We start from the raw sequence: 23456 nt of genomic DNA, 5'->3' as shown, positions 1-23456 counted from the left end.
ACGGGCTTTTTTTGGGGCTTAAAACGTCTTCCCGACGCGTTCCATCCCTGCCTCTACGGATTCAACTTCACCGGTCGCCAGCAGGCAACAGGCCATCTGCAACTTGATCGCGTGCGGTACCGGAACCTTTCCGGCCAGGCACTGCTCAATCCAGTGGGCGGTGGTATGCGGATCTTTTGCGTCAGGCAGGATCGCGTCGGAACGCTCTTCCCCTCGCTCGAGAATGGCGCGCGTGCCAGCGGAATCAATCAGCATCATCTGTGGGCAGCGCTGCGGGTTAGCATACACCTCGCCTTCCGTGCCGTGCATCAACAAGGCCCTGCCGCCTATGTCTTCAAAGAATTTCCCCACGCGCGTCACGTACTCCGGGTGAGAGACGCTGGAAAGACGCAGCGCCGCGTCTTCGCCAAACGGCGTAGCCAGTTTCGCCAGCGTATGCGCGCTGTTACGCACGCCCATGCGCCAGCGCATATCAAGCTGCTTCTCCAGCGGGGGGCAGAGTGCTCCGACAGGGATATAAACCGGCTGATGGCCATCAAGCTTCGCCTGTGCCTGGCCGGCATGCCGTGTGGGTTCGATACCCAGCATGCCGAAAATCGTTTCGGTCAGCACGCGGGTTGGATCTTCGCTTACGCCATGCACCACCACCGGGAAGCCCAGCTTGTGCAATAAAATAGCGAGCAGCGGCGTCAGGTTGGCCTGCTTGCGTGCCCCGTTGTAGCTCGGGATCACAATCGGCATCGGTTTTGCCACTGGCGCGTTTAAGCGCAGGGTCTGCGCCTGCATTGCTTCGTAGAAGCCACGCATCTCCGCTTCGCCTTCTCCTTTGATACGCAGCGCTATCAGGATACCGCCCATTTCAAGGTCGGGTACGTCACCGTTGAGCATATGCGTATAGAGCGCACGAGCGGTTTCATGGTCCAGATCGCGGGCATGATTTTTCCCTCGTCCTACCTCTTTGATAATTTTGCGATAATCCACGACATCTCTCCTGACAGCTTCATCTTGTTAACAATATAGCCCTGAAGAACGTCTGGCCGTTAGTGTTTTTGAACCGGATCATCCTTCTGTTTTTATGACGAAAAAAGAAACTCAAGCACTATTTCAATTATTTGTGATTGCCGTTGAAGATTCTTACCCCACCCGTTTCTGATTAAATAACCAACGGAAAATCATTTAAGGTCAACGGTGAAAACGTCCAGGCAACGTTCTCACCAGAAACATACCAGGATTTGTTATGAACAAGGTTGCTATAGGTTTATTTATCGCCGCAACGGCAGGATGTTCTGCATCCGCATTTGCGGCAACAAACGGTGAAGGTCAGATTAACTTCACCGGTGAAATTATTGATTCTGCTTGTCAGGTAGTGAACGGGTTAAGTAATCCATTAAATGTTCAGTTAGGCAAAGTTTCTAAAACGGTATTTACCGGGGCTGGATCTACCAGCACATTAACCAAGTTTGATATTCAATTAAAGAATTGCCCGGAGACCGTGACTTCCGCCGCCATTAACTTCGGCGGCACGCCGGATCCGGATAACAACACTACGCTGGCATTAACGCCGGATGTAGATGCTGCAACAGGTGTCGCTATTCAACTGGTGGACGCGTCTGAGCAACCGGTGAGTCTGTATACGCCCTCTCAGCAATATCCGTTAGCCTCCGGTACGGCGGTCAATAACCTGGAATTTGGAGCCCGTTATATTCAGACCCAGGCTGCAATCACCGCAGGCCTGGCAAACGCCGTGTCGACCTTCACCGTTATTTATAACTGATATTATCCATCCTGAGATATTAGCTCTGTTCTGAGAGTTAATATCTCTTCTTTTATTGAGATACCTTTATGCGCCACGGTTATTTACTGAGTGCTCTTTTACTGGTAGCCGCCACTTCCCATGCCGGTGTCGTTATTAATGGCACACGCCTGGTCTATCAGGGCGACAAAAAGGAGTCGTCTCTGGGTCTTTCAAACCCAGATGCCACGGATTATCTGGTACAGTCCTGGGTTGATTCTGGCGGTAAAAACCCGGCTAAAGCCCCCTTCCTGATCACCCCACCGCTGTTTCGTCTCGATGCAAAAGAGGATAACGTCCTGCGTGTCGTGCGTACCGGCGGAAATTTGCCCGAGGATCGTGAGTCTCTCTACTGGCTTAATATCAAAGCTATTCCCTCGTCAAAGCACGTCGAAGGGGTAAATACCCTGCAGATTGCCATTAATACACGCATTAAATTGTTGTATCGCCCGTCAGCAATAACTGGCAAACCCGAGGCTGTGGCGGACAAGCTTCAGTGGCATCGTGAAGGTCACGACCTGGTTGTGAATAACCCGACGCCTTTCTATATGAATTTCCAGACGGTGATGCTTAACGGCCATAAAGTGGATAAAGCCACCTGGGCAGTCCCCAAAACGGAAACGCACTTTGCCTTACCCGATAATGCCAGCGGGTCGACCGTCACCTACTCCGTTATTACTGATTACGGCAGCATCAGTCAGACCTGGTCGGCATCCGTTCATTAACACCCACTCAGGCTATTAATATCATCATGTACAGCCATAAAAAGCCGTTCATCCATCGCCTTTCTTCAATGCTGGTCATTTTATGTGGCCTGGCACTGGCGATCTTTGCGCAGCAGGTTATGGCTGATGATTATTTCAACCCGGCATTACTGGATATTGATAATCCTCAACAGGGGAAAACCGACCTGTCTGTTTATGAAAAAGGACCGGGACAAGCCCCCGGAAAATATCAGGTCAACATTTTCATCAACAATAATAAAATTGATACCCGTGATGTCACGTTCAAATTAATAAAAGACGATCAGGGCAATCATTCTCTTCAACCCTGCTTTAGCCTGGATGAGCTAAAAAACCTTGGGATCAAAACCCGGCAGTATCCCGCGCTGATGGCTAAAGGCCAGTGCGCCGATATAAACGCCATTCCCGCGGCATCCGCAACGTTTCAGGTTCGTCATCAGCAACTGTTGCTCAGTATTCCACAAACGGCGCTGGGCCAGGTCCCGCGCGGGTATATCGACCCGAAAACGTTCGACGAAGGGATCACCGCAGGTCTGCTGAACTACAGCGCCACCGCCAGCCAGAGCCATGCCCGTGTGCAGGGAGAGCAGGATAACAGCAGCCAGTACGTTAACCTGCGCCCGGGCCTCAATGTGGGGGCCTGGCGCATACGCAATTATTCCACGTGGAATCGCAGTACAACGGGCAACGAGGAAGAGCACAGGTTCTCCTCCGTCTACACCTATGCTCAACGCGATATCGTGGCGATGAAAAGCGATATGACCGTCGGGCAAAGCACCTCCCCGTCGGACGTTTTCGACAGCGTGCCCTATACCGGGGTTGAGCTTAAATCCGATACCGACATGCTCCCGGACAGTGAAAAAGGCTATGCGCCGATTATTCGCGGCACTGCCCACAGCAATGCGCTGGTGATGGTTCGTCAGAACGGTTACGTCATTTATCAGAACACGGTTGCACCCGGTGCGTTTGAAATTAACGATCTCTATCCCACCGGCAGCAGCGGCGATCTGCAGGTCACCGTGAAAGAGACCGACGGCAGCGAAAGTCACTTTGTCGTGCCTTACGCCTCGGTCCCGGTCCTGCAGCGTGAAAAGAATCTCCGCTACAGCGTGACCGCCGGGCGTTACCGGTCTTACGACAAGGACGTCGAACAAACCCCGTTTGCCGAGGGCAGCGCCATCTACGGCATGCCATTGGGTTTCACCGCCTACGGTGGTGCGCAGCAGAGTCGCCATTATCAGTCCCGGGCGCTGGGCGTCGGGAAAAACCTGGGCGATTTGGGTGCTTTCTCCCTTGATGTCACCCGCGCCAAAGCGCTGCTGAAAAAGCAGCAGGCCAGCAAAGGCCGATCCTGGCGCGTTCGCTACAGCAAAGATTTTGTCGCCTCGGGCACTCACTTCTCCCTGGCGGGCTATCGCTACAACAGCAAAGGGTTTTACACCCTGGAAGACACGATGGAGTCTTACACCCGTTCAGATGACGGGTCTGCGCCGCAGCAGCGACGTGCCCGAACGGAAGCCACCGTCGACCAGACGCTGCCCGCGGGCTGGGGCTCTGTCACCCTGAGCCTGGTCAAAGAGACCTACTGGAGCCAGAGCCAGGATATGACCTCCATGAGCGTCAGCTACAACAACAGCTGGCACGGCGTCAGCTATAGCCTGAGCTACAGCATGAACAAAAACACCCAGGACAGCGATGCGAACGGTGAGGATGTGATGAACGACAACCAGTTCTCATTAAACGTCTCCGTTCCACTGGATCGCTGGATGCATAACACCTGGGCCACCTACAACCTCAACAACACCAAAGACGGTACGACGCAGAACATCGGCCTTAACGGTACCGCGCTGAAGGGAGACAACCTCAACTGGAATATTCAGGAGGGGCTGAGCAGCACCGGTAGCGGAAACTCCACCAGCATGAACGCCGATTATAAAGCGACCTATGGTGAAGTGAGCGGCGGGGTAAGCCAGGATAAATATCAGCAAACCGTAAACGTCGGGCTGCAGGGTGGCGCGATCGTGCACGCCAACGGGATAACCCTGAGCCAGCCGCTCGGAGAGACCATTGCGCTGGTGAAAGCACCGGGAACACACGGTACGCATATCGCCAATCAGACGGGCGTTGAGACCGACTTCCGCGGCTATACCGTCGTGCCGTTTGTTACCCCTTATCGCCACAATACCATTGCGCTGGATACCGAAACCCTGCCCGACGAGGCCGACGTGACGCACGCAGCGTACGTTGTGACCCCGACACGCGGGGCCGTGGTGCGCGCCAGCTTTAATACCCGCGTGGGCAGCCGCGTCCTGATGACGCTGACGCACAACGGTAAACCGCTGCCCTTCGGTGCGACGGTAACAACGGAGGATAAGGACAGCGAATTTATTGTCGGCAATGACGGCCAGACCTATCTCTCCGGCCTGCCAAAGCAAGGGCATCTCGCCGTCACCTGGGGACAGGATGCGAGCGAGCACTGCGAGGCCGACTACGCCCTTACGGATGAGACAGAGAAAACCAACATCCTTAACGCTGCTGCGCAGTGCCACTGATTCACCGTTCAGGCAAACCATTATGCAAATGATTAAACAGTGCTTTTTCTTCCTGGTTCTGGGAGCCGCCGCGTTATTTATGCCACATGCTAACGCGCTCTGTACCTCCTCCGATCTGCCAAAACAGATTAATGTGGCCTCCGTATCCGTCTCGAGCACGTTGCCGGTAGGTGCCACCATTCCGGGCACCGAGCAGATCGTTCACGTGGCGGGCAACTGCTATAACCCTTCTGACTTCGGGCTTCCGATTGTTGCGTGCTATTACGGCGCAGGTCTGGAGATCCCCGGTCTTTCTGGGGTGTATGAATCAGGGCTGGAAGGAATTGGCGTAGCGCTGATGAATGACAAAGGCCAGCGAATTACCGGTGCCGGGGGAATGTACTGTAATTCAAGCGGCACGCCGCTGGGCTATGTCTCCAACGACATTACTGAGGCCTTTAACTTTAATGTCACGCTGGAACTGGTGAAAACGAGCAATACGGTCAAATCAGGTTCGCTTTCTCAGGCGGAGTCTAAATTTGGTGTCGGGGTTTATCAGCATGAAGGCATCAGCGATCCTAATACGATTTCCTATGCGGGCAATGTGAATCTCGAAACGGTTACCTGCTCTGTCCTGCCTAAAAATCTCACCGTGAACCTGGGCGATTTTCCCGTCAGTGATTTTATCAGTATCGGGTTGCTATCCAGCCCTGCACAAAACTTTGACGTCACGATTAATTGCGACAGCACCGTCCAGCCTGAGCTAAAGGTGACCAGCGCAAACGGCTACGAAACGGCATTCGAAGGGGTGATCAAATTGACTCAGCAGAACGGAATGGCAACCGGCGTGGGCGTGAGAATGCTCTTTGATGACCATCTCGCCACCTTTGACACCTATGTCAGCACCCGAAGCCAGGCCATCGCCAACGAAACCCTGCGAATACCGTTCGAGGTTCGTTACGAACAGGTCAGCAACGTGGTGACACCGGGGCCGGCCAATACCGTGGCGACGATCACTCTGGCTTATAAGTGACCAACATGAAAAAGACACTTGCGATCCTGATTCTCGGCTTGATTGCCCGGGCACAGGCGGACGATATTCAGATCCAGATGACAGGCAATATTTACGCCAACACCTGCATTATTGACAGCGCCAGCCGCAACCTGACGGTGGATTTAGGCCAGGCGGTATCAGGGGATTTTAAAAATGTGGGCGATACCGGCGCGTGGAAAGACTTTACGCTCTCGGTCTCACATTGTCCTCCCACACTTGCGCTGGCGACCGCCTTTTTCTATGGTCAGGCCGACAGTACGCACCCGACAAAATTCGCCAATATCGGCAGTGCGAAAGGGTTGGCTCTGGAACTGGCAGACCGCCAGGACAATATACTCATTGCCCCGCAGGCAGCCTTTAACGTTCCGGTTAACTCAGCGGACCACACGGCAACGTTTCCTCTGGCTGCCCGCTATTATGCCAGCGCATTGCCCGTCACCGCCGGAACGTTTAACAGCGTGGTCCAGGTGACCTTTACTTACCAGTAGGCCCGCGCCCCTTCGTACGGATGCTTTTACGCCGTCCGGCGGCAGGTTTTGCCGGACGTTTTTTAACATCGGGCACGTCCGGCTGTTCAATCGGAAAAACAGGCAGAGCGTTGAGTAACCGCTGGCCGTAATTTTTGGTGAGCAGACGTTTGTCATAAATCACCACCTCTCCCCAGCAGCTGTGGCTACGGATGAGACGCCCCACCTGCTGAATCAGATTAAACGATGCCGCGGGTAAGCTTTGGACCTCGAACGGATAGCGATTGAGGCTTTTGAGCCATTCACCTTCGGTGATGACGACCGGGCTGTCGATGGGCGGGAAGGCGATTTTATGGATATGCACCTGCGTCAGGTAATCCCCCTTCAGATCCAGCCCCTCCGCGAATGACTGCAGCCCGATCAGCACGCTACGTTCCCCGTTATCAATGCGTTTGCGGTGCAGCTCTACCAGCCGGTAGCGGGGCTGATCGCCCTGCACCAGCAACAGTAATCGCAGGTCGGTAACGTGCTCCAGAAAACGCTGCATCGCCCTTCCACTGGCAAACAGGACCAGCATGCCGGGATATTTTTCACTCTCCAGCTGCTCGCGGAAATACGCTGCCATTTCGGCAATGTGCTGTTCTTCGTTGTCGATAAGCGGCTCATACTTCATGCGCGGAATGACCAGCTTGCCCTGTTCACAGTGGTTAAACGGCGAATCCAGCGCCACAAAACGATCGCCAGCTTTCTCTTTCAGTCCGCTCATCTCCTGTAAACGGGAGAAACTGTTCAGGGAACGCAACGTCGCGGAAGTCACTACCACGTGCGGCACGCTGCGCCAGATAAGCTTTTCCAGCTGATCGGCAACACGAATCCCCACGCAGTGGAAAAACAGGTGCGCCTGCCCGTCTTTCACGTCACGGGTTGCCCATTTGGTGACCGGCGCTCCGGACGCCTGCGCCATCGAGGCCAGACGCCAGAGCTTGCTCTGGGCTTCGAACATGCCCAACGCACGGTTCATCTGCAGCAGAATGCGGTGCAAACGCACCACGTCGTGGCTACCGGTTTTCTCACTGAGATCGTTTAAGAACATCTCCGCCAGCCCGCGCAGCTTTTCAAGGTGCTTCGCCAGTTGCTGGCAAATCTCCATCACCTCGTCGGGCAGCTCTCCCATCGCAAAGCGGTGCTCTGCTTCCTGGGTCGCCGGGAGATAAAGATTGAGGATGTTATTCAGGGAAGCAATAAGGCTGTAGACCGCTTCGCAATGTTCGCTCAGCCGCTCGGGCACTGCCAGCGGCGGCGTGGTTTTCGGGCGGAACTGCTCCATACAGGTCGCCACCAGCTTGCAGAACAGATCCAGCTGCAGGCGGAACCACGGCGCGGTGATTTCGGCGCTCATCTCCAGCGCATCCCGCGCCACATCCGGCAAATGGTGGCCTTCATCGAGCACCAGCAGCAGGTTTTTAGGCTCCGGCAGGACGGCCTCACTCTCCAGCGCGGCCATGACCAGCGCGTGGTTAGCGACAACCACCTCCGCTTCCTGAATCTCCCGCCGTGCGACAAAGAACGGGCACTCGCGGTAGTAGTGGCAGTTGCGGTTAAGGCAACTGGCTTTATCGGTGCTGAGCCTGCGCCACAAATCATCGCTGATGGCATGGCTGGTGTGATCGCGAAGGCCGTCCCACTTGTAGCTGTCGAGCTCGGTTTTTAGCTTCGCGCACTGCTCCTGTTCCGCTTTGTTGTTCGGCGTCAGTTCATCATCCAGGAAGGCCAGCAGATCCTGCTGAGAGGGCTCACTGCTGGCGAGAGCCGCGAGATTGCGCGGACACACATAACGCCCACGGCCAAAGGCGGCTGTAAATCGCAGTTCAGGGATGATTTTGCGCAGCAGCGGCAGGTCTTTGCTGAAGATTTGATCCTGCAGGGCCACGTTAGCGGTGCTGACCACCAGCGTTTTTTGCTCTTCCCGCGCAATGGCAATGCCCGGGATTAAATACGACAGGGTTTTCCCGACACCCGTCGGGGCTTCAATCGCCAGATGTCGTCCGTCGTCCCCGGAGAGCGTTTTTGCCACATCAGCAATCATCTGCCGCTGAGGCGCTCGGGGGATAAAATCGGGGATCTGCTGTTGTAGCGCCTTATACCAGGCGCCAATTTGCGCTTTGAGCGCCGCGGTTAAAGCCATCGGAGGACCTGAAATACTGTATAAACAGCCACTATTGTGGCACTTTCTTTCCGCTGTCGCAAAAGAAAAGCCCGGCTCTACGACCGGGCTTCCAGATTACTGCGGGTTAGCAGGTTTACGCGGGCGGCGTCGGCGCTGCCCTTCCCCTGCCGGTTTCCCCTCGCCGCTACGCCATGGGCTTTCACCGCCTGGCTTAGCCTCTGTATTACGACGCGGAGGTTTGCCCGCGGCTTTCGGTGCACCGCCTTCAGAACGACGCGGCTGCTGACTGCGCCCTCCGCCACCCTGACCACGACCACCGCCGCCGCCCTGACGGCCATTCTGAATAGGCTCCGCCTTGATGGACGGGTCAACGTCATAGCCCGGGGTTTCGATACGCGGGATCTCTTTTCTCAGCAGACGTTCGATATCACGCAGCAGTTTGTGTTCATCCACACACACCAGCGAAAGCGCTTCACCGGTTGCCGCCGCACGACCGGTACGACCGATACGGTGAACATAGTCTTCCGGTACGTTTGGCAGCTCGTAGTTTACGACGTGCGGCAGCTCTTCAATATCCAGACCACGGGCAGCAATGTCGGTGGCAACCAGGACGCGAATGTCACCGGATTTAAATTCAGCCAGCGCGCGGGTACGTGCCCCCTGACTTTTGTTACCGTGGATCGCCGCGCTGCGGATACCGTCTTTATTCAGCTGTTCCGCCAGATGGTTAGCACCGTGCTTGGTACGGGTAAAGACCAGCACCTGCTGCCAGTTGCCCTGACCAATCATATGGGAGAGCAGTTCCCGCTTACGCTTTTTATCAACGAAGTGCACGTGCTGGGTAATTTGCTCAGAGGCGGTGTTGCGGCGCGCCACTTCCACTTCCAGCGGGTTATGCAGCAGTTTTTCCGCCAGCGCCTTGATCTCATCAGAGAAGGTGGCAGAGAACAGCAGGTTCTGACGACGCGGTGGCAGCTTAGCCAGCACGCGACGAATGTCGTGGATAAAGCCCATATCCAGCATGCGGTCAGCTTCGTCCAGCACCAGGATTTCGATGCTATCAAGCTTCAGGGCATTCTGGTGCTCAAGATCCAACAGACGACCCGGCGTTGCCACCAGCACGTCCACGCCACCGCGCAGCTTCATCATCTGCGGGTTAATGCTTACTCCACCGAAAACCACCAGCGAGCGAATGTTGAGATAGCGGCTGTACTCACGCACGTTCTCACCAATCTGGGCCGCCAGCTCACGCGTTGGGGTGAGGATCAGGGCACGCACCGGACGACGTCCTTTGGCGTGCGGCTGATTTTTTACCAGCAGCTCTAACAGCGGCAGGGTAAAACCCGCGGTCTTACCGGTACCGGTCTGGGCGCTGGCCATCAGGTCGCGGCCCTGCAGAACGGCCGGAATAGCCTGCTGCTGGATTGGGGTTGGCTCGACGTAGCCCTGCTCTGCGATAGCGCGCAAAATTTCAGGGTTCAGGCCAAGGGAATCAAAAGACATAAAAACTCCGAACCGCCCCGACCATCACAGGTGTAGTTTTCAGGGAGATATAACGAATAGGGAAGGACAAAAACCACAATGTCGTGAAGCAGCGGAGTGTAGCAGGTTTTGTGACGTGGCGCATAAAATATCCCGCGGCGCTGCGTTGACGAAAGATTTCCCGCCGTGGGGTCACTGGACAAAAAGGGCAACCGGGCATAATGTTAATCAATCGATTGATTAATTTTTAAAACCGCCATGAATACGACCCCTACGACATCGAAAGGTGAACAGGCCAAAAACCAGCTTATTGCCGCCGCGCTGGCGCAGTTTGGCGAATATGGTCTGCATGCCACCACGCGGGACATCGCGGCGCAGGCCGGGCAAAACATTGCGGCCATCACCTACTATTTTGGCTCAAAAGAGGATTTGTACCTCGCCTGTGCCCAGTGGATCGCCGACTTTATCGGTAACCATTTTCGGCCACACGTTGAAGAGGCCAGCGGGCTATTGAGCCAGCCGTCGCCGGATCGCGCCGCCATCAGGCAGCTGATTATCAGCGCCTGCGACAATATGATTCGCCTGCTGACCCACGACGAGACGCTGAGCCTGAGTAAGTTCATCTCCCGTGAGCAGCTCTCCCCTACGGCGGCTTACCAGCGAGTGCACGATCAGGTGATTGCCCCGATGCATACGCACCTGACCCGGCTGATCGCGGCCTATACCGGACGAGACGCCGACGATACCGAGACTATTTTGCATACCCACGCCCTGCTGGGTGAAATTCTCGCCTTCCGTCTTGGGCGCGAAACGATCCTGTTACGCACCGGCTGGACACAATTTGATGAGGATAAAGCCGCGCAGATTAGCCAGGTCATCACCTGTCATCTCGATCTGATCCTGCAAGGCTTAACGCAAAGGAGCCTGAAGTCATGAAAAAACCTGTCGCCATCATTCTGGTGGTCGTTGTTCTGCTTGCCGCAGGTATCGGCGGCTGGCTGTGGTATCAAAGTCACCAGGACAGAGGCCTGACGCTGTACGGCAACGTCGATATTCGCACCGTGAATATGAGTTTCCGCGTCGGGGGGCGCCTGGCCTCCCTCACCGTTGATGAAGGCGATACCATCAAAACCGGTCAGATGCTGGGGATGCTCGACAAGGCCCCGTACGAGAACGCGCTGATGCAGGCGAAAGCAGGCGTTTCCGTGGCGCAGGCGCAATATGACCTGATGCTGGCCGGCTACCGTGACGAAGAGATTGCTCAGGCCGCCGCCGCGGTCAAACAGGCGCAGGCCGCCTATGACTACGCGCAAAACTTCTATGCTCGTCAGCAGGGCCTGTGGAAAAGCCGCACCATTTCTGCCAACGACCTGGAAAACGCCCGCTCCTCCCGCGACCAGGCCCAGGCGACGCTGAAATCCGCCCAGGATAAATTAACCCAGTACCACACCGGTAATCGCCCGCAGGACATCGCGCAGGCAAAAGCCAGCCTGGAACAGGCGCAGGCGCAGCTGGCGCAGGCGGAACTGGATCTGCACGACACCACGCTCATTGCCCCGTCTGACGGCACGCTGATGACCCGCGCCGTGGAGCCGGGCAGCATGTTAAGCGCGGGAAGCACCGTCCTGACGCTTTCTCTGACGCGTCCGGTATGGGTGCGCGCCTACATTGATGAGCCTAATCTCGGCCAGATGCAGCCGGGCCGCGAGCTGCTGCTCTACACCGACGGTCGGCCGGATAAACCGTATCATGGCAAAGTTGGCTTTGTGTCACCGACGGCTGAATTCACACCCAAAACGGTTGAAACGCCGGATCTGCGTACCGACCTGGTTTATCGCCTGCGCATCATCGTGACCGATGCCGACGACGCGCTGCGTCAGGGCATGCCTGTCACCGTAAAAGTCAGCGACGGGGAACGACATGAATGACGCGGTTATTCAGCTCAACAATCTGGTCAAACGCTTCGCGGGGATGGAAAAACCTGCCGTCGCCCCGCTGAACTGTACCATTCAGAAAGGCTATGTGACCGGGCTGGTTGGCCCGGACGGCGCAGGAAAAACGACGCTGATGCGGATGCTGGCGGGTTTGTTAAAGCCCGATGAAGGAACCGCCAGCGTGCTCGGACTCGACCCGATTAAAGACGATGGCGCGCTCCATGCCATGCTGGGCTATATGCCGCAGAAGTTTGGTCTGTATGAAGACCTGACGGTGATGGAAAACCTTAATCTGTATGCTGACCTGCGCAGCGTCACTGGCGAAACCCGTCAGAAGACCTTTGCCCGTTTGCTGGAATTTACCTCGCTTGGCCCCTTCACCGACCGGCTGGCGGGCAAGCTCTCCGGTGGGATGAAACAAAAGCTGGGGCTGGCCTGTACGCTGGTGGGCGAGCCGAAGGTTCTCTTGCTCGATGAACCCGGCGTGGGCGTCGACCCGATTTCGCGCCGCGAGCTGTGGCAGATGGTGCATGAGTTAGCCGGCGATGGGATGCTGATCCTCTGGAGCACCTCGTACCTTGATGAAGCGGAACAGTGCCGTGACGTTCTGCTGATGAACGAAGGTGAGCTGCTTTATCAGGGAGAGCCGACCACGCTGACGCAGAGCATGGCTGGTCGCAGCTTCCTGTTGCACAGCGCCCAGGCCTCCAACCGTCAGCTGCTGCAGCGGGTGCTGAAGCTACCTCAGGTCAGCGACGGAATGATTCAGGGCCGTTCGGTGCGCGTGATCCTCACGAAAGAGGCGACCGTGGACGATATACGTCGTGCACCGGGTATGCCTGAAATTGAGATGGAGGAGACCGCGCCACGCTTTGAAGATGCGTTTATCGATCTGCTCGGCGGCGCAGGGACATCAGAATCCCCCCTCGCCGCGATCCTGCACACGGTTGAAGGTACGCCGGGTGAAACGGTGATTGAAGCCAAATCCCTCACCAAAAAGTTTGGGGATTTTGCCGCCACCGATAACGTCAATTTCGCGGTGAAACGCGGTGAGATTTTTGGCCTGCTCGGGCCAAACGGCGCCGGGAAATCGACCACTTTTAAGATGATGTGCGGCCTGCTGGTACCGACCTCGGGGAAAGCGCTGGTGCTCGACATGGACCTGAAGGTCAGCTCCGGCAAGGCACGTCAGCATCTGGGCTATATGGCGCAGAAATTCTCACTGTATGGCAACCTGACGGTCGAGCAGAACCTGCGCTTTTTCTCCGGCGTGTACGGCCTGCGGGGACGCGCGCAGAACGAGAAAATCCACCGCATGAGCGAGGCCTTTGGCCTGACGGGCATTGCTTCCCATGCCACCGACGAACTGCCGCTCGGCTTCAAGCAGCGGCTGGCGCTGGCCTGCTCATTAATGCATGAGCCCGATATCCTGTTTCTCGATGAGCCGACCTCCGGCGTTGACCCCCTCACGCGCCGCGAGTTCTGGCTGCATATTAACAGCATGGTGGAGAAAGGGGTCACGGTCATGGTAACCACCCACTTTATGGATGAGGCGGAATACTGCGACCGCATCGGGCTGGTGTATCGCGGCAAGCTGATTGCCCACGGTACGCCGGACGACCTGAAAGAACAGGCCGCCGATGACGAGGTCCCGGACCCGACCATGGAACAGGCGTTTATTACCCTCATCCACGACTGGGATAAGGGGAATGCCCATGCGCAATAACGCCATTTCATGGCGCAGGGTGCGTGCGTTGTGTATCAAAGAGACGCGCCAGATCGTGCGTGACCCCAGCAGCTGGCTGATCGCTGTGGTGATCCCCCTGCTGCTGCTCTTTATCTTTGGCTACGGGATCAACCTCGACTCCAGCAAACTGCGGGTCGGGATTTTGCTGGAGCAGCAGAGCGAAGAGGCGCTTGATTTCACCCACACCATGACCGGCTCCCCTTACATCGACGCCACCATCAGCGACAACCGGCAGGCGCTAATCCAGATGATGCAGGCCGGGAAGATACGTGGGCTGGTGGTGATCCCGGTGGATTTTGCCGCCAACATGGCGCGCACCGATACCAGTGCGCCGGTGCAGGTGATCACCGACGGCAGCGAGCCAAACACCGCGAACTTTGTACAAGGCTATGTGGAGGGTATCTGGCAGCTGTGGCAAATGCAGCGCGCCGAAGATCGCGGGGAAACCTTCGAACCGCTGATCGACGTGCAGACGCGCTACTGGTTTAACCCTGCGGCCATTAGCCAGCATTTTATTATCCCGGGTGCGGTGACCATCATCATGACGGTTATTGGCGCCATTTTGACCTCGCTGGTGATTGCCCGCGAGTGGGAACGCGGCACCATGGAGGCGCTGCTGTCTACCGAGGTCACACGGGTTGAACTGCTGCTCTGTAAGCTTATCCCCTACTACTTCCTCGGCATGCTGGCGATGCTGCTCTGCATGCTGGTCTCGGTGTTTATCCTCGGCGTGCCGTACCGTGGATCGCTGGTGGTGCTGTTCTTTATCACCAGTCTGTTTTTACTGAGCACCCTCGGGATGGGGCTGCTTATCTCCACCATCACCCGTAACCAGTTCAACGCCGCGCAGGTGGCCCTGAACGCCGCCTTTTTACCGTCGATTATGCTGTCCGGGTTTATTTTCCAGATAGACAGCATGCCCGCCGTGATCCGTGCCGTGACCTACATTATTCCGGCGCGCTACTTCGTGAGTACGCTGCAAAGCCTGTTCCTGGCGGGGAATATTCCGGTGGTGCTGATCATCAACACGCTGTTTTTGCTGGCATCGGCAACGATGTTTATTGGGCTGACGTGGATAAAGACCAAACGGCGTCTGGATTAAGGAGCGAACATGTTTCACCGTTTATGGACATTGATACGCAAAGAGCTGCAGTCGCTGCTGCGCGAGCCGCAGACGCGCGCCATTCTGGTATTACCGGTGTTGCTTCAGGTGTTGCTCTTCCCGTTTGCCGCCACGCTGGAGGTGACTAACGCCACCATTGCTATCTACAACGAAGATAACGGCAAACATTCCGTCGAATTGACGCAGCGTTTCGCCCGGGCGAAGGCTTTTACCCACATCCTGCTGCTGAAAAGCCCCCAGGAGATCCAGCCCACCATCGATACGCAAAAAGCATTATTGCTGGTGCGTTTTCCGGCCGATTTTTCCCGCAACCTGGATACCTTCCAGACGGCACCAATGCAGTTAATCCTCGACGGGCGCAACTCCAACAGCGCCCAGATTGCAGCCAACTATCTTCAGCAGGTGGTGAAAGATTACCAACAGGAGTTGATGGACGGGAAACCTAAACCCAACAACAGCGAGTTGGTGGTGCGCAACTGGTATAACCCGAATCTGGATTACAAATGGTTCGTGGTGCCATCGCTGATCGCCATGATCACCACCATCGGAGTGATGATCGTAACGTCGCTCTCCGTCGCCCGTGAGCGCGAACAGGGGACGCTCGATCAGCTGCTGGTTTCCCCGCTCGCAACATGGCAAATTTTCGTCGGCAAAGCGGTTCCGGCGCTGATTGTCGCGACCTTCCAGGCCACCATCGTGCTGGGCGTGGGAATATGGGCCTACCAGATCCCGTTCGCCGGTTCGCTGGCGCTGTTCTACTTCACCATGGTGATTTACGGGCTGTCGCTGGTCGGGTTTGGACTGCTGATTTCCGCGCTCTGCTCTACCCAGCAGCAGGCATTTATTGGCGTGTTCGTCTTTATGATGCCGGCGATTTTGCTTTCGGGCTACGTCTCACCCGTCGAGAACATGCCGGTATGGTTACAGGATTTGACGTGGATAAACCCAATTCGGCACTTCACGGATATCACCAAGCAGATCTATCTGAAGGATGCGAGTCTGGACATTGTCTGGGGAAGTTTGTGGCCGCTACTGATCATAGCGGCCACGACGGGTTCAGTGGCGTACGTGATGTTTAGACGAAACATCGCGTAGCTTTTTCTCTTTGGTCAGTAACGAGACCACGGCAGGCCCTGCGAGGATTGCCAGACCGGCCAGGGCCAGCAGCAGGTTGTTTTGCAGCACACGCGACAGCAACCAAAGCACAATCATCGCCGCACCAAAGTACCAGGTGGTGGTGAGCTCTTCGAGCACATCACCCACCTCACGCCAGCGTGCTTCGTGGTGGCGCTGTAAAAACAGCATCGACAGTACGGTGACGCCATAGAGGACGCATAGCCCTAAGCCGACCCGCACCAGCGTGCCGCTCATCCAGCCCATCACCAGTACGGCCACGACCAGTAAATGCAACATTATCTGCCAGCAACTCAGGCCAGTTGCGACACGAACGCGTTGTTGCCACTTCATGGCTTCTCTCCTGAAGGATTTTTCTCTGCTTAATCAGACTACCGCACTTTACGGAAAATTCCGTAACACCGCATCTTTTTGTGACGCCTACTACACTTTATTTTCATCGGGATAGTCACCCTGGAAGGAACGTATGACCAAAAAAATGCAGCATTTCTCGCTTAAAGTGCTGACGATAAACATTCATAAAGGCTTCACAGCATTTAACCGCCGCTTCATTTTACCGGAGCTGCGCGACGCGGTTCGCACCGTCAGCGCGGACATTGTCTGCCTTCAGGAAGTCATGGGCGCGCACGAAGTGCATCCGCTTCACTTTGAAAACTGGCCGGACACCCCGCACTACGAATTCCTGGCCGACACCATGTGGAGTGATTACGCCTACGGGCGCAACGCGGTGTACCCGGAAGGGCATCACGGTAATGCGGTGCTGTCACGTTTTCCCATCGAACATTACGAGAACCGCGACGTCTCTGTGGGTGAAAGTGAAAAACGCGGGCTGCTATACTGCCGTATCGCCCCGCCGGACCTGGCGTTCCCGGTGCACGTGGGCTGTGTTCATCTGGGCCTGCGCGAAGCCCATCGCCAGGCACAGCTAAAAATGCTGGCTGAATGGACCAATGCCCTGCCCGAAGGTGAACCCGTGGTCGTGGCCGGTGATTTCAACGACTGGCGGCAGCGGGCTAACCATCCGTTGAAGGTTGATGCGGGACTTGAGGAGATTTTCACCCGTGCAAACGGCAGGCCTGCACGCACCTTTCCGGTACGGTTCCCGTTTTTGCGACTCGACAGAATCTACGTGAAAAACGCCCATGCCAGCAGCCCGACCGCACTGGCGTTACTTAACTGGCGACATCTTTCCGACCATGCGCCGCTCAGCGCGGAGATCCACTTATGAAATGTTCATGGCAGGAAGGCAACCGGATCACGCTGCTGGTCAACGGGGATGAATATTACCCCGCGGTGTTTGACGCGATTGACCACGCAAAGCAGAAAGTGATCCTTGAAACGTTTATCTGGTTCGAAGACGACGTCGGTAAGCAGTTGCACAGCGTGCTGCTTCGTGCTGCCCTGCGTGGCGTCAAAATCGAAGTGCTGCTGGATGGCTATGGCTCACCGGACCTCAGTGATGCGTTCGTCAATGAGCTCACCTCGGCAGGCGTCGTGTTCCGTTATTACGATCCTGGCCCTCGCCTTTTCGGCATGCGTACCAATCTTTTCCGCCGGATGCACCGCAAAATTGTGGTGGTGGATGAGACGGTAGCGTTTGTTGGCGGCATTAACTACTCCGCTGAACATATGTCCGATTACGGCCCGGAAGCCAAGCAGGATTACGCGATTCGCATTGAAGGACCGGTGGTGCAGGATATCCTGCTCTTTGAGCTGGAAAACCTGCCCGGTAAAGAGGCTGCCCGGCGCTGGTGGCAGCGCCGCCATCATCGTCCGGAAGAGAACCGTCACCCCGGTGAAGCGCAGGCGCTGTTTGTCTGGCGGGATAACGGTGAGCACCGGGACGACATTGAGCGGCATTACCTGAAGATGCTGGCGAATGCGAAGCGCGAAGTGATTATCGCCAACGCTTACTTTTTCCCGGGCTATCGCCTGCTGCATGCCATGCGCAATGCGGCCCGACGCGGCGTGCGGGTGAAGCTCATTGTTCAGGGCGAGCCGGACATGCAGATTGTCAAAATCGGTGCCCGGTTGCTGTACAACTATCTGGTGAAAGGTGGCGTACAAATTTACGAATATCGCCGCCGGCCGCTGCACGGCAAAGTTGCCCTGATGGACGATCACTGGGCCACCGTGGGCTCCAGCAATCTCGATCCGCTGAGTTTGTCACTGAATCTTGAAGCTAACCTGATCATCCACGATCGCCAGTTCAACCAGACTCTCAGGGATAACCTGCAGGCGTTGATCGTGAACGACTGCGTGCGCGTGGACGAATCCATGGTGCCCAAACGCACCTGGTGGAATCTGGGCATTAGCGTGGTGGTGTTCCACTTCCTGCGTCATTTCCCGGCGATGGTGGGCTGGCTGCCGGCGCACACGCCAAAACTTGCGCTGGTGGATCCGCCTGTCCAGCCCGAAATGGAAACCCAGGACCGCGTTGAAGCGGAAGATGGAGGGAAAACCTGATGTCGAAATCACATCCACGCTGGCGGCTGGCTAAAAAGATCCTCACCTGGCTGTTTTTCATCGCCGTCGCGGTTCTGCTGGTGGTTTACGCCCAGAAAGTTGACTGGGAAGAGGTGTGGAAAGTTATCCGCAACTACAACCGGCTGGTGCTGCTGGGCGCGGTGGGGCTGGTGATTGTAAGCTACCTCATATACGGCTGCTATGACCTGCTGGGCCGCGCCTACTGCGGCCATAAGCTTGCGAAGCGCCAGGTCATGCTGGTGTCGTTTATCTGTTACGCCTTTAACCTGACATTGAGTACCTGGGTGGGCGGGATCGGCATGCGCTATCGCCTTTACTCGCGCCTCGGCCTGCCGGGTGGGACCATTACGCGCATTTTTTCCCTCAGCATCACCACCAACTGGCTGGGTTACATTCTGCTCGGCGGGGTGATTTTCACCATCGGCGTAGTGCAATTGCCTGCGCACTGGTACATCGATGAAACCACGCTGCGGATTTTAGGCTTTGCATTACTGCTCATCATTGCGCTCTATCTTTGGGCCTGCGCCTTTGCCAAACGCCGACACATGACCATCAAGGGGCAAAAACTGGTGCTGCCTTCGTGGAAATTCGCGGTCCTGCAGATGGCCGTGTCCAGCGCCAACTGGATGGCGATGGGGGCGATTATCTGGATGCTCATTGGTGAAGATGTGAATTACTTCTTTGTGCTGGGCGTGCTGCTGGTCAGCAGCATTGCCGGCGTGATCGTGCATATTCCGGCGGGGATTGGGGTGCTGGAGGCGGTATTTATCGCCCTGCTCGCCGGAGAGCATGTTTCACAGGGTACGATTATTGCCGCCCTGCTGGCCTACCGTATGCTCTATTACTTCCTGCCGCTGGCGCTGGCAACGGTATGTTATCTGGTGCTGGAGAGTCGGGCGAAGAAACTGCGGGCGAAGAATGAGAAAGCGTTAGCGAAGTGAGGTCTGGCGGGGGAACTTACCCGGCCTGCGCAACGCAGGTCGGGTAAGGGAAATACCCTTAACGACGGTTGCCTAAAATACGCAGCAACATCAGGAACAGGTTGATAAAGTCCAGATACAGCGTCAGGGCGCCCAGAATCGCGTATTTGCGCAGGTTTGAGCTGTCGCGTACGTCAATCTGTTCGCCAATATTTTTCAGCTTCTGAGTGTCGTAGGCCGTCAAACCGACGAAGATCACCACCCCGATATAGGTCACCGCCCACATCAGCGCTTCACTCTTCAGCCACAGGTTCACCAGCGACGCCAGCACAATCCCAATCAGCCCCATAAACAGCATGCTGCCGAAACCGCTCAGGTCACGCTTCGTGGTGTAGCCGTAGAGGCTCATCGCACCAAACATCCCGCCAGCGACCACAAACGTGCTGGCGATGGAGGAATAGGTATACACGATGAAGATGCTGGAGAGCGTTAGCCCCGTCAGTGCCGAATAGAGCATAAACAGCGTGGTCGCCATTCCGGCGCTCAGCTTCTGCACCAGGCCGGAGAGAACAAAGACCAGCGCCAGTTGCGCGATGATCAGCCCAAAGAAGGTGATTTTGCTTGAGAAGATAAACATCATCAGCTCAGGCGTGTTGGCTGCATACCATGCGATAAAGGCGGTCAGCAGTAAACCGACCGTCATCCAGCCATAAACCTGAGCCATATACGTCTGCAGCCCGGTACGGGTCTGCTGTACTATTGAATCGGAACGCGGAAATCGGTCCATGATTCACTCCTGATTAAGTAGACACACACGTTAAGACTAACACATCCACGCAAACCGACTACCAACGACTGGCGGCTTCTTTGTCGCTGTCACGCGACTCAACCCACCTGTCGCCTTCCGGCGTCGCTTCACGTTTCCAGAATGGCGCTTTGGTTTTGAGGTAATCCATAATGAACTCCCCAGCTGCAAACGCGCTACTACGGTGGGCACTGGTCACGCCGACAAAAACGATTTCCTCGCCAGGCCACATTTCACCAATACGGTGGATAACCGTCACTCGCCCGAGCGGCCAGCGGCCACGCGCCTGTTCAACGATCTCCGCGAGGGATTTCTCCGTCATGCCCGGATAGTGTTCCAGCGTCAGCGCCTTTACGCTGTCGCCGAGATTATGGTTACGCACTTTACCGGTGAAGGTGACAACCGCACCGTCTTCGTCACGCTCTGCCAGCCAGTCATATTCTGTACCAACGCTGAAACGATCATGACCTACCAGAATTCGGGTTTCAGCCATCTTAGCCCCCTGTCACCGGCGGGAAGAAGGCCACTTCATCCCCGGCCGTCAGCGGATGGGTCAGCTCCACCAGCGTCTGGTTAACCGCGGCCAGCAGCTTGCCTTCATCCAGCGCCAGCGCCCAGCGGTCGCTTTGCGCGGCAAGATGCGCACGCAGGTCGGCAACGGTGTCAAACGGGGCATCAAGCGTCAGGCTGTCGGTGCCCACCAGCTCGCGGACCTGAGCAAAAAAGAGCACCTTAATCATGGCTGTCCACCTTAAAATCACCGGATTTACCACCGCTTTTCGCCAGCAAACGAACCGGGCCAATCACCATATCTTTCTGCACCGCTTTGCACATGTCATAGATAGTTAACGCGGCGACAGAGGCCGCCGTCAGGGCTTCCATCTCAACCCCGGTTTTCCCGGTTAAGCGGCAGAGCGACTCGATGCGCACGCGGTTGTGCTCCGGCTGCGCCTGCAGGTTAACTTCCACCTTGCTCAGCATCAGCGGGTGGCAGAGCGGAATTAAGTCCCAGGTGCGTTTCGCAGCCTGGATCCCGGCGATGCGGGCGGTGGCAAAGACGTCGCCTTTGTGATGGCTGCCGTCAATAATCATCGCCAGGGTCTCTGGCAACATGGTCACGAAGGCTTCAGCACGCGCTTCACGCACCGTTTCGGCTTTGGCGGAGACATCCACCATATGTGCTTCGCCAGCGGCGTTAATGTGGGTCAGTTGCGACATAACTTATTTCTTTAAATGGGGATGGAAATTACACGGACGGGTACGGGCATCCAGCTGCGGCGCAATGATATTTTCCCACGCGGTGCGACACGCTTTTGTCGAGCCGGGCATGGCAAAAATCAACGTGCCGTTCGCCACACCGGCCACCGCACGCGACTGCAGCGTGGAGGTGCCAATCTCTTCAAACGAGAGCATGCGGAACACTTCACCAAAGCCTTCCACTTCCCGGTCAAACAGCGGGACGAGCGCCTCGGGAGCCTGGTCGCCTGTGGTAAAACCGGTGCCACCGGTGATCAGCACCACCTGCACCTCATCGCTGGCAATCCACTGAGAGACCCGGGCACGAATGGCATAACGGTTCTCTTTCACGATCGCCTTATCAACAATACTGTGCCCGGCATCATGTGCCGCATCGCGCAGCCAGTGGCCGGAGGTGTCATCCTCTTCACCGCGGCGGTCGGAAACGGTAAGAATAGCAATGCGTGTCGGGATAAATTCCGCGCTAACCTGACTCATCTTCTGGTTCCTTCTTAAGCCTGATTACCCGCCAATGTAGGACAGGTTCTGAGTAATGCCGGTGTTGCCCTGATGCAGGAAGTGGGTCTGTTTTTTGTGCGTCAGAGCTTCAGAAATCCGCGCTTCAAGCGCGGCCTGTTGGGCGTCGTCCGCCAGCAGATCGCGAAGGTCGACACCGCCATCCCCGAACAGGCACAGATGCAGCTTACCAACGGAGGAGACGCGAAGACGGTTACAGCTGGCACAGAAGTCTTTCTCATACGGCATGATAAGCCCGATTTCCCCTTCGTAATCCGGGTGACAAAAGACCTGCGCCGGGCCGTCGCTGCGCTGACGGATCTGGTGGATCCAGCCGCGTTTCAGCAGCTCATCACGCAACACCATCCCGGAGATGTGATGCCGACGGAACAGCTCACTGCCCTCGCCGGTTTCCATCAGCTCGATAAAACGCAACTGGATGGGGCGGGATTTGATCCACGCCAGGAAGGTATCAAGCTGGTGATGGTTGACGTCACGCATCAGCACCGTATTGACTTTGACCTTCTGGAACCCGGCACTGAATGCCGCGTCAATTCCATCCATCACCTGGCGGAATTTATCCTGGCCGGTAATGGCATGAAACTGGCGGGCATCGAGGCTGTCCACGCTGACGTTAATGGCTGTTAAGCCCGCGTCGCGCCAGGCCGCAACGTCGCGAGCCATGCGGTACCCGTTGGTGGTGACCGCAATCTGACGGATACGATCGTTCTCACGCACCGCAGCAATGATATCGGGGAAATCACGACGCAGAGAGGGTTCCCCTCCGGTCAGTCGGACCTTTTCCGTGCCGAGTTCAGAGAATGCGCGCGTGACGCGGCGCACTTCGTCCACGGAGAGAAAGCCGTTATTGGTGACGCTGCCCGGTTTGTAGCCATCGGGCAGACAGTAGGTGCAACGGAAGTTGCACACATCGGTAATCGACAGACGTAAGTAAAAAAACTTACGCGCGAATGCATCAGTAAGTTGTGAAGCCATGTACACCTTTCCAGAGACGGGAGGCACAGTCATTTCTTTCTGTACCCTGGTGGCATATTCGCCACGGCCAGGACGCCATATCTTTCGACACAGGCGCCAGGGCTCGAGTGTATGTTTTCAAATTTGAAAACGTGGTTATGGCGATAGTAGCGCGGAAATCTTCCCTTCGCCATTATCACTTAACGCTATATAACCATATACATAACGACATAATCGTGTATTTTCGCTACAGAATACCTAAAAACAGCATATTCACATTGATATACGTCATTTTGCGCCGGGTGAGGCATCGTCTTTTAGGGGTAGTTAGGGTAGTGTTACG

General features: G+C 56.2%; 23 protein-coding genes and 1 riboswitch. Of the genes, 13 read left to right on the top strand and 10 right to left on the bottom strand.

What is annotated here, in order from left to right:
• Positions 1-18: 18 nt before the first annotated feature.
• Positions 19-981 (bottom strand): DNA-binding protein YbiB, encoded by a 963-nt coding sequence (gene ybiB / locus ACMGG3_RS02765; RefSeq protein ID WP_032677728.1) that lies wholly within the window; start codon positions 979-981, stop codon positions 19-21.
• A gap of 256 nt (positions 982-1237) precedes the next feature.
• Here ybiB and ACMGG3_RS02760 point away from each other — a divergent pair, with 256 nt between their 5' ends.
• The 5 genes from ACMGG3_RS02760 to ACMGG3_RS02740 all read left to right on the top strand — a co-directional run bounded on the left by ACMGG3_RS02760 (position 1238) and on the right by ACMGG3_RS02740 (position 6608).
• On the top strand, positions 1238-1774 hold the full coding sequence (locus ACMGG3_RS02760) for a fimbrial protein (protein ID WP_014169244.1): 537 nt from the start codon (positions 1238-1240) through the stop codon (positions 1772-1774).
• A 68-nt stretch (positions 1775-1842) separates the two neighbouring features.
• Positions 1843-2517: a molecular chaperone gene (locus tag ACMGG3_RS02755; RefSeq protein ID WP_059305587.1), complete on the top strand. Its 675-nt coding sequence runs from the start codon at positions 1843-1845 to the stop codon at positions 2515-2517.
• 26 nt (positions 2518-2543) lie between these two features.
• Positions 2544-5087 (top strand): fimbria/pilus outer membrane usher protein, encoded by a 2544-nt coding sequence (locus ACMGG3_RS02750; RefSeq protein ID WP_414149555.1) that lies wholly within the window; start codon positions 2544-2546, stop codon positions 5085-5087.
• A gap of 22 nt (positions 5088-5109) precedes the next feature.
• The gene (locus ACMGG3_RS02745; RefSeq protein ID WP_153852459.1) at positions 5110-6099 is read left to right on the top strand and encodes a fimbrial protein; all 990 of its coding nucleotides are present in this window, start codon (positions 5110-5112) and stop codon (positions 6097-6099) included.
• Positions 6100-6104: 5 nt separating this feature from the next.
• Complete coding sequence (locus ACMGG3_RS02740; protein ID WP_025204629.1) at positions 6105-6608, top strand: fimbrial protein; 504 nt, start codon at positions 6105-6107, stop codon at positions 6606-6608.
• Here the strand turns inward: ACMGG3_RS02740 and dinG are convergent.
• Both dinG and rhlE read right to left on the bottom strand, forming a co-directional pair.
• Positions 6595-8772 carry an ATP-dependent DNA helicase DinG gene (dinG, locus tag ACMGG3_RS02735; RefSeq protein WP_106503852.1) on the bottom strand — a complete coding sequence of 726 codons (2178 nt, stop codon included), beginning with the start codon at positions 8770-8772 and terminating at the stop codon, positions 6595-6597. The two genes, ACMGG3_RS02740 and dinG, sit on opposite strands and share 14 nt — an antisense overlap.
• 96 nt (positions 8773-8868) lie before the next feature.
• Positions 8869-10257 carry an ATP-dependent RNA helicase RhlE gene (gene rhlE / locus ACMGG3_RS02730; protein WP_020884924.1) on the bottom strand — a complete coding sequence of 463 codons (1389 nt, stop codon included), beginning with the start codon at positions 10255-10257 and terminating at the stop codon, positions 8869-8871.
• Positions 10258-10494: 237 nt separating this feature from the next.
• On the opposite strand from rhlE, the gene cecR reads away from it, so the two are divergent.
• The 5 genes from cecR to ACMGG3_RS02705 are packed head-to-tail and all read left to right on the top strand — an operon-like array spanning position 10495 to position 16135.
• Positions 10495-11172: a transcriptional regulator CecR gene (gene cecR / locus ACMGG3_RS02725; RefSeq protein WP_014169235.1), complete on the top strand. Its 678-nt coding sequence runs from the start codon at positions 10495-10497 to the stop codon at positions 11170-11172.
• Entirely contained in the window at positions 11169-12164 is a 996-nt protein-coding gene (gene hlyD / locus ACMGG3_RS02720; protein WP_078774840.1) for a secretion protein HlyD, read from the top strand. The genes cecR and hlyD overlap by 4 nt, the downstream gene beginning before the upstream one ends.
• On the top strand, positions 12157-13896 hold the full coding sequence (locus tag ACMGG3_RS02715) for an ATP-binding cassette domain-containing protein (protein ID WP_414149554.1): 1740 nt from the start codon (positions 12157-12159) through the stop codon (positions 13894-13896). The genes hlyD and ACMGG3_RS02715 overlap by 8 nt, the downstream gene beginning before the upstream one ends.
• Positions 13886-15019 carry an ABC transporter permease gene (locus tag ACMGG3_RS02710; RefSeq protein ID WP_041162504.1) on the top strand — a complete coding sequence of 378 codons (1134 nt, stop codon included), beginning with the start codon at positions 13886-13888 and terminating at the stop codon, positions 15017-15019. The genes ACMGG3_RS02715 and ACMGG3_RS02710 overlap by 11 nt, the downstream gene beginning before the upstream one ends.
• A gap of 9 nt (positions 15020-15028) precedes the next feature.
• Complete coding sequence (locus tag ACMGG3_RS02705; RefSeq protein WP_014169231.1) at positions 15029-16135, top strand: ABC transporter permease; 1107 nt, start codon at positions 15029-15031, stop codon at positions 16133-16135.
• On the opposite strand, the gene ACMGG3_RS02700 is transcribed toward ACMGG3_RS02705, so the two are convergent.
• Positions 16097-16507, bottom strand: a complete 411-nt coding sequence (locus ACMGG3_RS02700; RefSeq protein WP_014169230.1) for a YbhQ family protein — start codon at positions 16505-16507, stop codon at positions 16097-16099. The two genes, ACMGG3_RS02705 and ACMGG3_RS02700, sit on opposite strands and share 39 nt — an antisense overlap.
• 133 nt (positions 16508-16640) lie before the next feature.
• Here ACMGG3_RS02700 and ACMGG3_RS02695 point away from each other — a divergent pair, with 133 nt between their 5' ends.
• From ACMGG3_RS02695 to ACMGG3_RS02685, 3 genes are read left to right on the top strand one after another with little or no spacing between them, the layout of a single operon-like run.
• Positions 16641-17402: an endonuclease/exonuclease/phosphatase family protein gene (locus ACMGG3_RS02695; protein WP_014169229.1), complete on the top strand. Its 762-nt coding sequence runs from the start codon at positions 16641-16643 to the stop codon at positions 17400-17402.
• Positions 17399-18640, top strand: coding sequence for a cardiolipin synthase ClsB (gene clsB, locus ACMGG3_RS02690; protein WP_014169228.1), 1242 nt, complete (start codon positions 17399-17401; stop codon positions 18638-18640). The genes ACMGG3_RS02695 and clsB overlap by 4 nt, the downstream gene beginning before the upstream one ends.
• Positions 18640-19602 carry a lysylphosphatidylglycerol synthase transmembrane domain-containing protein gene (locus ACMGG3_RS02685; protein ID WP_020884928.1) on the top strand — a complete coding sequence of 321 codons (963 nt, stop codon included), beginning with the start codon at positions 18640-18642 and terminating at the stop codon, positions 19600-19602. The genes clsB and ACMGG3_RS02685 overlap by 1 nt, the downstream gene beginning before the upstream one ends.
• Before the next feature lie 58 nt (positions 19603-19660).
• On the opposite strand, the gene ACMGG3_RS02680 is transcribed toward ACMGG3_RS02685, so the two are convergent.
• The 6 genes from ACMGG3_RS02680 to moaA form a co-directional block, all read right to left on the bottom strand.
• A complete protein-coding gene (locus tag ACMGG3_RS02680; RefSeq protein WP_014169226.1) occupies positions 19661-20368 on the bottom strand; it encodes a Bax inhibitor-1 family protein in 708 nt (235 codons plus the stop codon).
• Positions 20369-20426: 58 nt separating this feature from the next.
• Positions 20427-20879 carry a molybdopterin synthase catalytic subunit MoaE gene (gene moaE, locus ACMGG3_RS02675; protein ID WP_014169225.1) on the bottom strand — a complete coding sequence of 151 codons (453 nt, stop codon included), beginning with the start codon at positions 20877-20879 and terminating at the stop codon, positions 20427-20429.
• 1 nt (position 20880) lies between these two features.
• A complete protein-coding gene (gene moaD / locus ACMGG3_RS02670) occupies positions 20881-21126 on the bottom strand; it encodes a molybdopterin synthase sulfur carrier subunit (protein WP_020884929.1) in 246 nt (81 codons plus the stop codon).
• The gene (gene moaC, locus ACMGG3_RS02665) at positions 21119-21604 is read right to left on the bottom strand and encodes a cyclic pyranopterin monophosphate synthase MoaC (RefSeq protein WP_008501142.1); all 486 of its coding nucleotides are present in this window, start codon (positions 21602-21604) and stop codon (positions 21119-21121) included. The genes moaD and moaC overlap by 8 nt, the downstream gene beginning before the upstream one ends.
• Positions 21605-21607: 3 nt before the next feature.
• On the bottom strand, positions 21608-22120 hold the full coding sequence (gene moaB, locus ACMGG3_RS02660) for a molybdenum cofactor biosynthesis protein B (protein WP_020884931.1): 513 nt from the start codon (positions 22118-22120) through the stop codon (positions 21608-21610).
• Positions 22121-22144: 24 nt separating this feature from the next.
• Positions 22145-23134, bottom strand: a complete 990-nt coding sequence (gene moaA / locus ACMGG3_RS02655) for a GTP 3',8-cyclase MoaA (protein ID WP_063925241.1) — start codon at positions 23132-23134, stop codon at positions 22145-22147.
• Positions 23122-23256: riboswitch (molybdenum cofactor riboswitch) on the bottom strand. Its footprint overlaps the gene before it by 13 nt.
• Between the last annotated feature and the right edge of the window lie 200 nt (positions 23257-23456).

It is taken from the genome of Enterobacter sp. BNK-18 (genome assembly GCF_047456135.1).
In the GTDB taxonomy this organism is placed as follows: Bacteria; Pseudomonadota; Gammaproteobacteria; order Enterobacterales; family Enterobacteriaceae; genus Enterobacter; species Enterobacter ludwigii.
The sequence above is the reverse complement of the archived record's forward strand: the minus strand, read 5'-3'. Positions and strand labels throughout refer to the sequence as shown.

Excerpts from the sequence above, each read along its gene's own strand:
- ACMGG3_RS02760 (WP_014169244.1), top strand. The coding sequence starts at position 1,238 with ATGAACAAGGTTGCTATAGGTTTATTTATCGCCGCAACGGCAGGATGT.
- ACMGG3_RS02755 (WP_059305587.1), top strand. The coding sequence starts at position 1,843 with ATGCGCCACGGTTATTTACTGAGTGCTCTTTTACTGGTAGCCGCCACT.
- ACMGG3_RS02750 (WP_414149555.1), top strand. The coding sequence starts at position 2,544 with ATGTACAGCCATAAAAAGCCGTTCATCCATCGCCTTTCTTCAATGCTG.
- ACMGG3_RS02745 (WP_153852459.1), top strand. The coding sequence starts at position 5,110 with ATGCAAATGATTAAACAGTGCTTTTTCTTCCTGGTTCTGGGAGCCGCC.
- ACMGG3_RS02740 (WP_025204629.1), top strand. The coding sequence starts at position 6,105 with ATGAAAAAGACACTTGCGATCCTGATTCTCGGCTTGATTGCCCGGGCA.
- dinG (WP_106503852.1), bottom strand. The coding sequence starts at position 8,772 with ATGGCTTTAACCGCGGCGCTCAAAGCGCAAATTGGCGCCTGGTATAAG.
- rhlE (WP_020884924.1), bottom strand. The coding sequence starts at position 10,257 with ATGTCTTTTGATTCCCTTGGCCTGAACCCTGAAATTTTGCGCGCTATC.
- cecR (WP_014169235.1), top strand. The coding sequence starts at position 10,495 with ATGAATACGACCCCTACGACATCGAAAGGTGAACAGGCCAAAAACCAG.
- hlyD (WP_078774840.1), top strand. The coding sequence starts at position 11,169 with ATGAAAAAACCTGTCGCCATCATTCTGGTGGTCGTTGTTCTGCTTGCC.
- ACMGG3_RS02715 (WP_414149554.1), top strand. The coding sequence starts at position 12,157 with ATGAATGACGCGGTTATTCAGCTCAACAATCTGGTCAAACGCTTCGCG.
- ACMGG3_RS02710 (WP_041162504.1), top strand. The coding sequence starts at position 13,886 with ATGCGCAATAACGCCATTTCATGGCGCAGGGTGCGTGCGTTGTGTATC.
- ACMGG3_RS02705 (WP_014169231.1), top strand. The coding sequence starts at position 15,029 with ATGTTTCACCGTTTATGGACATTGATACGCAAAGAGCTGCAGTCGCTG.
- ACMGG3_RS02700 (WP_014169230.1), bottom strand. The coding sequence starts at position 16,507 with ATGAAGTGGCAACAACGCGTTCGTGTCGCAACTGGCCTGAGTTGCTGG.
- ACMGG3_RS02695 (WP_014169229.1), top strand. The coding sequence starts at position 16,641 with ATGACCAAAAAAATGCAGCATTTCTCGCTTAAAGTGCTGACGATAAAC.
- clsB (WP_014169228.1), top strand. The coding sequence starts at position 17,399 with ATGAAATGTTCATGGCAGGAAGGCAACCGGATCACGCTGCTGGTCAAC.
- ACMGG3_RS02685 (WP_020884928.1), top strand. The coding sequence starts at position 18,640 with ATGTCGAAATCACATCCACGCTGGCGGCTGGCTAAAAAGATCCTCACC.
- ACMGG3_RS02680 (WP_014169226.1), bottom strand. The coding sequence starts at position 20,368 with ATGGACCGATTTCCGCGTTCCGATTCAATAGTACAGCAGACCCGTACC.
- moaE (WP_014169225.1), bottom strand. The coding sequence starts at position 20,879 with ATGGCTGAAACCCGAATTCTGGTAGGTCATGATCGTTTCAGCGTTGGT.
- moaD (WP_020884929.1), bottom strand. The coding sequence starts at position 21,126 with ATGATTAAGGTGCTCTTTTTTGCTCAGGTCCGCGAGCTGGTGGGCACC.
- moaC (WP_008501142.1), bottom strand. The coding sequence starts at position 21,604 with ATGTCGCAACTGACCCACATTAACGCCGCTGGCGAAGCACATATGGTG.
- moaB (WP_020884931.1), bottom strand. The coding sequence starts at position 22,120 with ATGAGTCAGGTTAGCGCGGAATTTATCCCGACACGCATTGCTATTCTT.
- moaA (WP_063925241.1), bottom strand. The coding sequence starts at position 23,134 with ATGGCTTCACAACTTACTGATGCATTCGCGCGTAAGTTTTTTTACTTA.